The organism is Methylobacterium mesophilicum (assembly GCF_022179445.1).
GTDB classification, from domain to species: domain Bacteria; phylum Pseudomonadota; class Alphaproteobacteria; order Rhizobiales; family Beijerinckiaceae; genus Methylobacterium; species Methylobacterium mesophilicum.
Map to the genome: position 1 here is coordinate 49,128 of NZ_BPQU01000016.1, position 11,547 is coordinate 60,674.

Genomic DNA, 11,547 nt, shown 5'->3' on the forward strand with positions numbered 1-11,547 from the left:
TGGCGTAGCTGCGACCGGGCTCGCCGAGAGGAAGGTTCGCGATGACTACGAGGTCCGACCTGTCGGGAGGCGCGTCCTGCGACTTGCGCCTGCTGCACGCCACGACGATCGCGGGCGGCCAGGTCACCATCGACATCCAGGCTGAGCGTGTGGCCGTGCTCCACGCCCCAGACCGACTCCTGCCGCCCGCTGGGCGCGAGATCGATCTTGGCGGCGCTCTGGTGCTGCCCGGCCTGTCGGACAGCCATGTGCATCTCGACAAGTGCATGCTCGGCCTGGACTGGCGGTCGCACCGGGCGCAGGGATCCGTCCGCGCGATCATCGAGGACGAAAAGGCCTTCCGCCGGGCCCACCGGATCCCACTGGCGAGCCAGGGCGCCGAGGCGCTCCTCGAACGCATGCTCCGCGGCGGCACCACCAGCTTGCGGACCCATGTCGACATCGACGACGTGACCCGGCTGGACCACCTCGCGCAGATCCTCGACCTGCGCGCCCGCTGGTCCGATCGCATGCAGATCCAGGTCGTCGCGTTTCCGCAGAGCGGGATCCTCCGCTGCGCCCCGGTCGCCGGCGACCTGGACGAAGCCCTTCGGATGGGGGCCGACCTCGTCGGCGGACTCGATCCCGTCGGCATCGACGGGGACCGGGACGGGCCGCTCGACACCGTCTTCGGACTGGCCGAGCGTCACGGCCGCGGCATCGACATCCATCTCCATGACGGCGGCGAGGCCGGCCTCGACGAGATCGACGCGATCGTTGCGCGCACGAAGGCCAGCGGGCTCGGCGGACAGGTCACCATCAGCCACGCCTTCGCCCTGGCGGATGCCGACGACCTGCGGCTCGGCAGGATCGCGGACGCGCTGCGCGAGGCGGGCATCACCCTCGTGAGCAGCGTGCCCGGCACACGCCGGTGCCCGCCGATCCCGCGCCTGCGGGACCTCGGCGTCGCAATCTGCTTCGGCACCGACAACGTGCGCGACTGCTGGAACCCGTCCACGGTCACCGGCATGATCGACCGCGTCCTGCTCGCCGCGTACCGGTTCGATCTCCGGAGCGACGCGGACCTCACGGCTCTGCTCGATCCGGTCACCGCCGTGCCGGCGAAGGTGGCCGGGCTCGGCCCGGGGACGGTGGCCCCCGGCATGCGGGCCGACCTCGTCGCGTTCGACGCCGCCTGCGCGCCGCAGATCGTCGTCGAGCGCCAGGAACCGGTTCTGGTCCTGGCGAAGGGGGCGGTCGCCATCGACCGCCGTGGCCCGGTCGCCGGAACGACGCCGTCGCCGGCTTGACGGCGGGGGTGCCGCAGGCACGGTGGCGCCCATCGTGACCGAGCGGGCCCTTCGCCACATCCTCGCCGTCGTGCGCGCGGGTTCGGTCCGGGCCGCCGCCAAGATCCTGAACGTCGCCGCCTCGGCGGTGAGCCGGCAGGGCGACGGAGAAGACGGGCCGCACGCTTCCTCTCCACGGCCCCGACGTCCTAACCTCCTCGTGGGAATGGATCCTCCCGCACCTGCATGCCGTCGTCGACGCGCTCGACTGTAACGCCCACCGCCGCCGAAGGAGTTCGGATCATGCCGACGCAGACCCTCCTGGCCGCCGCGACCGCCGTTGCCCTCGGGCAGGGCACGGCGCAGTCGATTCCCTCGGTCTCGGCCACGACGACCTACCACCGGGTCGAGATCGACGGCGTCGGCATCTTCTACCGTGAGGCCGGCCCACGCGACGCGCCCACGGTGCTGTTGCTGCACGGCTATCCGTCGTCATCCCGGCAGTGGGACCCGCTGCTGCCGCTCCTCGCCGACCGCTACCATCTGCTCGCCCCGGACTACCCGGGCTTCGGACAGAGCGACGCGCCGTCGCCGGCCCGGTACACCTACACCTTCGACACTCTCGCCAAGACCATGGAAGGCTTGGTCGCCCGGCTCGGCATAGAGCGCTACACGCTGTTCCTGCAGGATTACGGCGGGCCGGTCGGCTTCCGCATGGCGCTGGCTCATCCCGAACGGGTCAGCGCGCTCATCGTTCAGAACGCCAACGCCTATGCGGAGGGCCTCGGTGCCAAATGGCAGGGCATCGCCCGGTACTGGGCTGATCCCGCAGCCCATCCCGAGCAGCTCGATGCGTTCACGTCGCTCGAAGGGGCCAAGCAGCGCCACCTCGGCACCAGCCCCAACCCAGAGCGCTACAATCCGGACACCTGGGCCGACGAGTACGCCATCCTGGCGAGGCCGGGCGAGCGGGAGATCCAGGCAGCGCTGCTCTCCGACTACCGCACGAACGTCGCGTCCTACCCGGCCTGGCAGGCCTGGATGCGGGAGCATCGGCTGCCGACGCTCGTGCTGTGGGGCCGCTACGACCCCTCCTTCATCGTGCCGGGCGCCGAGGCCTACCTGCGTGACGTGCCCAAGGCGGAACTGCACATCCTCGATGCCGGGCACTTCGCGCTGGACGAGGCGACGGATGAGATCGCCCGGCTCACCCGCGACTTCCTCGGCCGCGTCGAGACGAAGGCTCTCCCGTCACCGGCCCCGCGTTGAGAGGATGGCCCTCGTTGGACGTGGGCCATCCTCGAACGCCCGCCCCGGAACGATGCCCGCCTCGGCGATGCTGCCGGGCTCTCGACGATCACGGTCTGATGAAGGCGAGAATGTCGGCATTGATGACATCCGCATGCACGGTCAGCATGCCATGCGGGTATCCGGGATATGTCTTCAGTGTTCCGTTCTTCAGGAGCGTGATCGATTTCAGCGCCGCGTCGGCGATCGGCACGATCTGGTCGTCCTCGCCATGCAGCACCAGGGTCGGCACCGTGATCGCTCTGAGATCCTCGGTCTGATCGGTCTCCGAGAAGGCCTCGATACCCTCATAATGGGCTTTGGCGCTGCCCATCATCCCCTGCCGCCACCAGTTCTGGATGACACCCGGAAGGATTTTCGCCCCGTCGCGGTTGAAACCGTAGAACGGACCGGCCGGGACATCGAGGAAGAACTGGGCGCGGTTCTCGGCGAGCGCCTTGCGGAATCCGTCGAACACGTCGCGGGGCAACCCCTCCGGATTGGCCTCGGTCCTGAGCATCAGAGGTGGGACGGCGCTCACCAGGACCGCCTTGGCGACACGCTCCTGCGGCTGGCCGAAGGTGGCGACATAGCGGGCGACCTCGCCGCCCCCGGTGGAGTGGCCGATATGGATGGCGTTCCTGAGATCGAGATGCTCCACCACGGCAGCGGCATCGGCCGCGTAGTGATCCATGTCATGGCCGTCCGAGACTTGCGCCGAGCGGCCGTGACCCCGGCGGTCATGGGCGACGACGCGATAGCCGTTCCGCACGAAAAACAGCATCTGCGCGTCCCAATCGTCCGACGAGAGCGGCCAGCCGTGATGGAACATGATCGGCTGGGCATCCTTCGGACCCCAATCCTTGTAGGCGATCTCGGTGCCGTCCCGGGTCTTAACGGTGGCCATGGTGTTCCCCGTACCTGATCCGCTTCCGTTCAGGCCGTTCCGCCGGACGGCCGAGCACGGTTCCTAAGGGTATCGCGCCCGCGCCCGCTTGTACGAAAGCGTCGCGATTGTGCCGTTACGGCGCCGAACGCACCGTCGTCCCGACGGCCGCGCGGGTTCGTGCCGAACGGCGTTGGGCAAGCCCGGCGGCGCGCCCCTAACGTGAAAGCGGGCGGGCTCCCAGCACGGTGGTCAGGCAGCGCTCGAACTGGTCCGCCTCGAACGGCTTCGCGTAATACGCGAAGGCTCCGAGCGCGAGCGCCCGCTCGCGGGTCGCCTCGCTCGGATAGGCCGTCATCACCATGACGGGAAGATGCGGCCGCTGGCCCGCCAGGATCCTGAGGAGATCGAGCCCGCTCAAGCCCGGCATCTGCACATCCGTCACCACGAACGCGATGTTGGCCTGGTCGAGCGTGGCGAGCAGCGGTTCCACGCCGTCGAACACGAGGGCTTCGTATCCCAGCGCGCGCGTCAGACGATCGAGGGCGGAGCGGATCGAGGGATCGTCGTCCACGATGGCGACGACGGGACTGCGCACGGGACGTTCAGCCATGGGCGAGCGGCAGCATGAAGTGGAAGGCGGCGCCCCCCGTCGGGGCGGCGTCCACCCAGATGTCGCCCCCATGCGCGTCGATCAGGTTTCGGCAGATGGCCAGACCCATCCCCATGCCACCAACCTTGGTTGAGTGGAACGGTTCGAAGATCCGCGCACGCCGTTCGGGCTCGATGCCGGGACCCGTGTCGATCACCTCGACCACCACGGAGGCGGCAAACCGCCGGATCGCGATGGTGATGTCCTTCCGGCCCGGGGCGTCTGCCATGGCCTGGGCCGCGTTGACCAGCAGGTTGACGAAGATCTGCTGGATCTGGATCAGATCCGCCGGGACGGGCGGGATCGCCTCCTCGGCGGCGAGATGGATCGTGGCGCCGTGGCTGCGGATCTCGCGTTCCACCAGGAGGTTCGCGTCCCGCGCGGCCTGGACCAGGTCGATCGGGGCGACGATCCGCGGCGCGTTGCTGAGATACGAGCGCGTCCGCGCCACGACATCGCGGGCGCGCGTCGCCTCGGACACCACGTCGTCGAGGGCGAGGGAGGCCTCGACCACGTCGGGCTCGGCGCGGCGCAGCCAGCGCAGGGCCGCCTGGGCGTTGGCGACGATGGCTGCCAGGGGGGAGTTGACCTCGTGGGCGATGGAGGCGCTGAGCGCCCCGACCGTGGTGATCCGCGAGGTCCGGGCGAGTTCCGTGTCGGCCGCCGCGAGATGGGCCTGGGCGCGCTTGAACGCCGTGACGTCGAGCGACGTGACGATCACGTCGGCGAACGCCGCGCGCTCCTGCGGCAGCGTCGCCGTGAACAGCACGTCGCGTTCGCGCCCATCGGCGCCCAGGATGTGGGCTTCCGAGCGAAAGAAGCGGTCGCCCCGGCCGAATGCGACGAGCCACTGCACGAAGGTCTGGTCGGTGTCGGGCAGCAGGCGATCCAGGGAGCCGAGATAGGCATCCTTGGCCGCCGCGCCGGTCTCCTCCAGGGTGAAGGCGTTCACATCCGTGATGATGACCCTCGCCCGCAGGGCGCGGAGCTCATCGGGGTGGCTGGCGAAATGGCACTCGATGTCGACGATTCCGTCCCGGCGCAGGGCCGCGACGGCGTCGGCCACGGCGGTCCAATCCTCGCGCCAGATCGAGATGCCCGAGCGCTCGTAGATGGCCTCGAAGGCACGGTCGGCGCTCCGCCGGCCTCGCCGCAGCGCCATGAGATGGGCCGCGGTGGCGGCCGCAGCGAGAAGCGCCAGGATCCCGCAGAGGATCGGCAGGACGCCGCTCGACGACGCGCCCGTCGAGCCCGCCAGGAAGGCCAAGGCGACCGGGATGCCGACCGACAGCCCCGCGGCGGCGAGGTCTCCCGCGCCGATGTCCGCGGGGCGGGATGCCGGCGCGCGCATCCAGGCCGGCAGGTCGTCGTCGCCGGTGACCTGCTGGTGGGACGTCTGCGCCAGGCTCGGCCAGCGCGAGAAGACCTGCCGCATGCCACTCATCCAACCGGGTCCACCAGCTTAGGGAAATCGTGCCGGCCCGTCTCCGATACGCCTGTATAATGGCGCAATTCGACCGTGGATTGCATGTTGCCGCCATGGACTTGTATCGGCACGGCATCATCAAGTTTCCGAATGCAGGTTTGCTCGCTTCGTCCCACGCGCGGGGCTGGACGGGCGTCGCGGCCGAGCTGCGCTCCCATCCGTCCGGAGACCTGCCGGCGATCGTGCCGAACCAGATGGAGATCACCCTGGCGACGCGGCGCAGTCCCGGCGCGCGGGTGAGCCGGAAGGGCGCGGGCGTGCGCCAGCAGACGCCCGTCGAGGCGGGGACGATCTGGCTGTGCCCGGTGGGTGTCGGCGAGGACGACATCAACATCTCGGCGCCGCTCACCGAGATCCTGCACATCTACCTGCCGGTCGACCGCTTCAAGGCCCTGGCCGACCTGTACGGCGATGCCCGCATCCGGGCCGACACGGTGCGCTACCTCGCGGATGTCCAGGATCCGCTGATCCGCCAGATCGCCCTGTCGATCCTCGGCGAACTCGTGGAGGAGAGTTCGGCGGGCCGGATGATGGTGGAGACCGCCGCGCTGACCCTCACCGCGCGGATCGCCCAGGCCTACGGGCACGATCGCCCGGACGCGGCCGGCGCAACCTCGGAGGAGGGCGCCTGTCCCGACCGGATTCAGCGCGCGATCGCCTTCATCCGCGACAATCTCGAGCGCGATCTCTCGATCAACGAACTCGCCGCCGTCGCGTGCCTGAGCCCGTTTCACTTTGCCCGGATGTTCAAGCGCGTGACGGGACAGACACCCTACGGCTACGTCAGCGGGGAACGATTGGCCTGTGCCTGCCGGCTTCTGGCCGACCGCAAGACCCCGATCCTCGACGTCGCCCTGCGTTCCGGATTCTCGAGCCAGGCTGCCTTCGGAACGGCGTTCAAGCGCGTCAAAGGTCACACGCCGTCCGAATATCGGAGGCTCATCAGCTAGGCGTGCGATTTAGAAGAGCAAGATCGACGAAAAGTGCCGCAAACTCGATGAATACTTTATAACCGAAGCGAAGATATCGTTTTTCCTGCAGAGACAGGAGAGACTACGATGCTCGATGCATCCCCCTCGCGCCCCGATCGGTCGGAGACTCGCCTCGGCTCGTCCGCGGTGCGCGCCTGGGAGCGGGCCATCGTGCCGTCCCACTGTCCACCTCGGCGGCCGCGAGGCTGGCCCGCAACGGGGTCGGACGGGGCCGACATCCTGGCCTACAGAGTGGAGGCGTCGGATGTCCCCTCGTCGATCGCGCGTTGCGACGCCCTGCTCGTGCAGGTCTTGCCGACGGATCGGCCGGTCGCGGAGCGTGACCGGCCCCAACCCGGCGACGTTCTGCTCGTGGATCTGCGGCAACCCCACGCGATCGCTGTCTCGCCCGGAGCCGTGCACATCACGCTCCACGGCGCGCTGCTCGGGGAGATTGCCGCATGCTTTCGTTCCGGCCGGGCCAACCCCCTCGACGCGCTGACGGAGGCCTGCGGCCGGCGCCTGAACGATGCCACGATCCGCGATCTGGCGCTGCGCGCCTGCGCGACGCTCGATCGGGCGGATCGCGGGGCGACGGTGTTCCGCAACCAACTCGGCCGGGCCCTGGCGGCCCACCTGCTCGCAACCTACGCGACCTTCGCAGACGCCGTGGAGCCCGCGCGCGGCGGTCTCGCGCCCTGGCAACTCAAGCGCGCTCAGGATCGGATGCGCGATGCGCTCGCGCAATCGCTCAGCCTGCCGTCGGTCGCGGCGGCTTGCGGCCTGTCACCCAACCATTTCGCCCGCGCCTTCCGCTGCTCCACGGGGGTGTCGCCCCATGCCTGGCTCGTGCGGCAGCGCCTCGCCCGCGCCAAGGACCTGATGCGCGCGCAAGACCTGTCTTTGGCCGACATCGCCCTGGCCTGCGGCTTCGCCGACCAGAGCCACTTCACCCGCGTCTTCGCACGTGAGGAGGCCATGAGCCCGGGCCGCTGGCGCCGGTCGATCGAACGGGACTCGGCCGCCGGCTGAACCGCTCCGGGTCCGCGCGCCCGCGGGGACGCCGCCGTCAGGTCGCGTGCTCGGCCGGCGGAAGCACCGTGGCGACACCCCCGAGGAGCGTCTGGATCTTGGCCTGAATGATGTCCTTGATGTTTCCGTCCGGCGGAAGGCGATAGATAAATTCTCGCACGCCGAGGTAGAATATCGAGGAATGGATGGACCAAACGATCTCGATCTCGATGTTCGATGCGGGCACATCCCTGATCGACGGTCGATCGAAATGAGTCCGCAATTCCTCGACCACGCTTTCGAACACGCGGTCGCGCAGGAAATTCAGATAGCGGGCGTTGAAATCCAGGTTCTTCAAACCCGCAAACATGAAGAGCCGGACCCACTCCGGCGTCAGGATGACGTTGGCGTAACTGACGTAGAACTTCGTCAGCCGCGTCTCCAAGGGGACGCTTCGATCCTTGATCGTCTCCTCCCAGAACGGATCCCAGCGCCCCACGAAGACGTCTTGGTAGACGCGCTCGATCAGAGCCTCCTTGCTCGGGAAATAGCGGTAGAGCAGCGGCTGCGTGATCCCCAGTATCGAGGCGAGTTCGCGCGTCTGACCTTCGAAGCCGCGCTCGGCGAAGAACGCGACGGCTGCAGCGGCGATGCTCTTCTCACGATCGATGGGCGACAGCCGCCTGCGCGACCCGGTTTGGCCCCGCTCGGCAGAATTCTGGGAGCGTCGGGAGGCGGTGAGCGGACCAGCAGGGCCGGGCTTCGACTTGGGCGAACGAGCCATGAGCCCTCGTTACCATGGTGGCTGGGCTGATCAAACGATAAACGATTCGGATCCCTCCTCGGCGCGATCAAGACCTCCGCAATCGCATAGCATGCCAGCTGGCCTGACATTCTTTATCGAGCGATAAACAGCATTGACAGGCGGCCAAGGCCGCACCATTGTTGATCAATCGATAATCAACAGTCGGGCTTGGACGCGCCGCGTCGAGGGCCGGGCGGATCGCCCGATCAGGGGGAGGAGGCGTCATGGGAACGACCGGAGGCCGTCGCCGTGCACGAACCTTGCTGTGAACGCCGGCGCGGTACGGCATCATGGGAACCTTCCGGGACGCTCCTCCCGGATCCGACACGTTTGGCGTTGCGAGTGACATGCCGGAAGCAACCGTTCACATCGTCGACGACGATCCGGCTGTACGCAGTGCGCTGACCCGTCTGTGCAGGTCGGCCGGCCTCGCGGCGGTCGCCCATCAAGATCCAACCACGCTGCCGATCACCCGGACGCGCGAAGCGTCGGAGTGCATCCTGCTGGACGTGCGCCTGGCCGAGCAGAACGGCCTGACGGTCCAGGAGACCTTGCGCGATGCCGGCTGCACGGTGCCGATCATCTTCCTCACCGGATACGGGACCATTCCCATGACCGTGCGGGCGATGCGCGGGGGTGCGGTCGAGTTCCTGACCAAGCCGGTCGGCGACATGGTGCTGCTCGAGGCCATCCATCGCGCGCTGGAGATGGACGCCGCCACCTTGCGGGCCGGCCGCCTTCAGGACGCGTTGTCCAGGCGCTTCGGAGCGCTGACGGCGCGGGAAGGCGATGTGCTGCGATGTGCGATCGGCGGCTTGATGAACAAGCAGATCGCCGCCGAACTCGGGATCACGGAGATCACCGCCAAGGTCCACAAGCGCCGCATGATGGAGAAGATGCAGGCCCGCTCGCTCGCGGACCTCGTGCTGATGGCGCATCAACTCGGGATCGAGGCGACGCGGCAGCGTTGACCAAACCGATCGGTCCCGGTCTGCCCTCGGTGAGGGACGCTCCCCGCCGGACCGGCGTCGGCCAGTCGGTGGGGCTTTCCAGGCGGCGCTGCCCGGCAGAGCGACGATCAGGCGCCCGGGATCAGAAAGCCCCGCCGGCGCGTCAGCGCCTCGGCCGCGGGACGCGGTACACCCAGGTTGGTCGCCAGCACGTCCGGCGGGTTCGAGCCCAACCAGGCCGAAAGATCGTTGGCTTGGTAATGCCCGTTGTTGAAGCCGATGAGCACCCGGAGGATGCCGGGCCCCGTGTTCCGGATGTAGTGTCCCGATCCCATTGGGGCGTAGCCGATATCGCCTGCGTCGAAGCTCTCGACGACGACATGGCCTTCGGCCAGGAACACGGCCATCTCGGCCGATCCGTCCAGGTAATATTGCCATTCGTCCGCATTCGGGTGCCAGTGCAGCTCCCGCATCGCCCCCGGCTCGATCTCGAGCACCGATCCCGCCATCGTGGTCGAGAGCGGGAATTCGTCGACCGTGACGGTGCGCTGGGTGCCGCCTCCGGGGACGCGCCGCGGTTCCTGTGCGTGGAGCGGGTACCGATGCCGCGACGTCAGTTCCGGCCGCGCCCGGGGCGCAGAATCCGGCGACCGGTCGTCCGGCACGGGCCCCAGGGCGAAGTACGCCTCGCCCCGGGGTAAGCCGGCGCGATCCGCCGGTGCGAGGCCGAGGTTCTGTGCCAAGGCGGCCTCAGGCGTATGCGCCAGCCAATCCGTGACGCTGAAGGTGTGGTCTTCGGAGAAGTCGCCGTTATCGAAGATGAGGATGAAGTGGCACTCCTCCGGTCCGAGCCCCTGGATCGAGTGCCCCCAGCCGCGCGGGAAATACCAGACGTCGCCGGGGCCGAAGGTGTCGATCGCCGAGCCGCCGTCGGGGTTCAGGATCGTGGTGCGGCAGGACCCCGAAACGACGTAGGCCCATTCGGCAGCGTTGGCGTGCCAGTGCATCTCCCGCATCCCGCCGGGCGCGAGCCGCATGGATACGCCGGCAATGCCCTGACTCGCAGGAAACTGTTTCACAGAGGCGCCGCGGGTGATGCCTCCGGGTCCAAGGCGAGGCGGTTGCGTCTCGAGGCGGTAGCGGAACGACAGATCCGTGATGGTCACCGTACAACCCTCGCTGCAAGAGAAACCTGGCGTCCCGAGGGGCGCTCCGGGCGATGCGCCGCTTGACATCCGGAGGCGGTGGAACGGATGCGCGGTGCCGGGACGGATCGAAAACCTCACGCCTCACCGCCGCCAGCAAACGTTCCAGTTTCGGTATCCGCCGATCGCGTTCCTGATCTGGAGGCGATCGAACTCAGTAATACCGTGGGATCGGACCATCCTGAGGTGTGGTGTCACCGTCGAGATCGATCATGACCGCGTCGACATAGCACCAGCCCCAGCCTTCCGGAGGGTCGTATCCCTCGATGATGGGATGCCCGGTCGCGTGAAAATGGGCTGTCGCGTGACGCAGGGGCGACTGATCACAGCAGCCCACGTGACCGCAGGTTCGACAGATTCGCAGGTGAAACCACGCGCTGCCGATCCGGAGGCAGTCCTCACAGCCTCGCGCGCTCGGCGTCACCGTCTGAATGTCTGCACCGTGCCTGCAAACTGGCGCCACCCGGCTTCTCCGTACTTGGTCGACTGCGTCTGGATTGCGCCGGAGGAGCGCGACCCGGACGCAACCTTACCCAAGAGACCGCGATCCCACCGGAGTATCTTGTCGAAAGCTGCGGCCATTTGGACGTTCGGATCGATTCCATCGGTGTCGGCACGCGATCAGCGGGCAATGGCCGGCGGGCGCCATGATACGAATGTTCCAAAAAGATTAGATCCATCAATATTCGCGAAGCTTCCTGCTCCATCCCTGCAGCATCCACCTGCGCGTCGCCCCGGATTGCCAGCGGCACCCATGTGGCCCGAATCCGTCGCCGGGATACGGCGATCTTCAGGGATCATGGACGATGAAGTCACTTCTCCTCGGTGCCACCATGCTCGTCGGGCTGCTGGTCGCCTCAGCCAATCCGAGCTTTGCGGCCGGTGACGGCCTGGATCGGGACGCGGCGGCGCAGGGCAACGGCCGTTTCGCCGGCATGCACCGCGGCGCTCGGATCACCTCACGGTACGGGGTGATGCGTCCGCGTCGCCACCATCGTCATCATCGTCGCTGAAGCGTCCGGACAA

Annotated in this window: 12 protein-coding genes; 6 read left to right on the plus strand and 6 right to left on the minus strand. The window is 68.0% G+C overall.

Annotated features, from left to right (window positions below; all coding sequences use genetic code 11):
* Positions 1 to 41 precede the first annotated feature (41 nt).
* Complete coding sequence (locus tag MFF40_RS16740; RefSeq protein WP_238261431.1) at positions 42 to 1,289, plus strand: amidohydrolase family protein; 1,248 nt, start codon at positions 42 to 44, stop codon at positions 1,287 to 1,289.
* Between the two features lie 282 nt (positions 1,290 to 1,571).
* Positions 1,572 to 2,537, plus strand: coding sequence for an alpha/beta fold hydrolase (locus tag MFF40_RS16750; RefSeq protein WP_238261434.1), 966 nt, complete (start codon positions 1,572 to 1,574; stop codon positions 2,535 to 2,537).
* 88 nt (positions 2,538 to 2,625) lie between these two features.
* On the opposite strand, the gene MFF40_RS16755 is transcribed toward MFF40_RS16750, so the two are convergent.
* From MFF40_RS16755 to MFF40_RS16765, 3 genes are all read right to left on the minus strand, one after another.
* Positions 2,626 to 3,462, minus strand: a complete 837-nt coding sequence (locus MFF40_RS16755; RefSeq protein ID WP_238261436.1) for an alpha/beta fold hydrolase — start codon at positions 3,460 to 3,462, stop codon at positions 2,626 to 2,628.
* Positions 3,463 to 3,658: 196 nt separating this feature from the next.
* A complete protein-coding gene (locus MFF40_RS16760) occupies positions 3,659 to 4,054 on the minus strand; it encodes a response regulator (RefSeq protein WP_238261438.1) in 396 nt (131 codons plus the stop codon).
* A complete protein-coding gene (locus MFF40_RS16765; protein WP_238261440.1) occupies positions 4,047 to 5,528 on the minus strand; it encodes a sensor histidine kinase in 1,482 nt (493 codons plus the stop codon). The genes MFF40_RS16760 and MFF40_RS16765 overlap by 8 nt, the downstream gene beginning before the upstream one ends.
* Positions 5,529 to 5,632: 104 nt before the next feature.
* Between MFF40_RS16765 and MFF40_RS16770 the strand changes: the two genes are divergently transcribed.
* Positions 5,633 to 6,529 carry a helix-turn-helix domain-containing protein gene (locus MFF40_RS16770; RefSeq protein WP_238261442.1) on the plus strand — a complete coding sequence of 299 codons (897 nt, stop codon included), beginning with the start codon at positions 5,633 to 5,635 and terminating at the stop codon, positions 6,527 to 6,529.
* Positions 6,530 to 6,637: 108 nt separating this feature from the next.
* Positions 6,638 to 7,582, plus strand: a complete 945-nt coding sequence (locus tag MFF40_RS16775) for a helix-turn-helix domain-containing protein (RefSeq protein ID WP_238261445.1) — start codon at positions 6,638 to 6,640, stop codon at positions 7,580 to 7,582.
* A gap of 37 nt (positions 7,583 to 7,619) precedes the next feature.
* Here the strand turns inward: MFF40_RS16775 and MFF40_RS16780 are convergent, their stop codons facing one another.
* Positions 7,620 to 8,345 (minus strand): TetR/AcrR family transcriptional regulator, encoded by a 726-nt coding sequence (locus MFF40_RS16780; protein WP_147854327.1) that lies wholly within the window; start codon positions 8,343 to 8,345, stop codon positions 7,620 to 7,622.
* 368 nt (positions 8,346 to 8,713) lie between these two features.
* Between MFF40_RS16780 and MFF40_RS16785 the strand changes: the two genes are divergently transcribed.
* Positions 8,714 to 9,337: a response regulator transcription factor gene (locus tag MFF40_RS16785; RefSeq protein WP_147854328.1), complete on the plus strand. Its 624-nt coding sequence runs from the start codon at positions 8,714 to 8,716 to the stop codon at positions 9,335 to 9,337.
* 107 nt (positions 9,338 to 9,444) lie between these two features.
* Here MFF40_RS16785 and MFF40_RS16790 read toward each other — a convergent pair whose 3' ends face one another.
* Both MFF40_RS16790 and MFF40_RS16795 read right to left on the minus strand, forming a co-directional pair.
* Positions 9,445 to 10,482 carry a cupin domain-containing protein gene (locus MFF40_RS16790; RefSeq protein WP_238261447.1) on the minus strand — a complete coding sequence of 346 codons (1,038 nt, stop codon included), beginning with the start codon at positions 10,480 to 10,482 and terminating at the stop codon, positions 9,445 to 9,447.
* A 193-nt stretch (positions 10,483 to 10,675) separates the two neighbouring features.
* Entirely contained in the window at positions 10,676 to 10,984 is a 309-nt protein-coding gene (locus MFF40_RS16795) for a UBP-type zinc finger domain-containing protein (protein WP_147854329.1), read from the minus strand.
* 343 nt (positions 10,985 to 11,327) lie between these two features.
* Here MFF40_RS16795 and MFF40_RS16800 point away from each other — a divergent pair, with 343 nt between their 5' ends.
* Complete coding sequence (locus MFF40_RS16800) at positions 11,328 to 11,534, plus strand: hypothetical protein (protein ID WP_147854330.1); 207 nt, start codon at positions 11,328 to 11,330, stop codon at positions 11,532 to 11,534.
* The last annotated feature ends 13 nt before the right edge of the window (positions 11,535 to 11,547 follow it).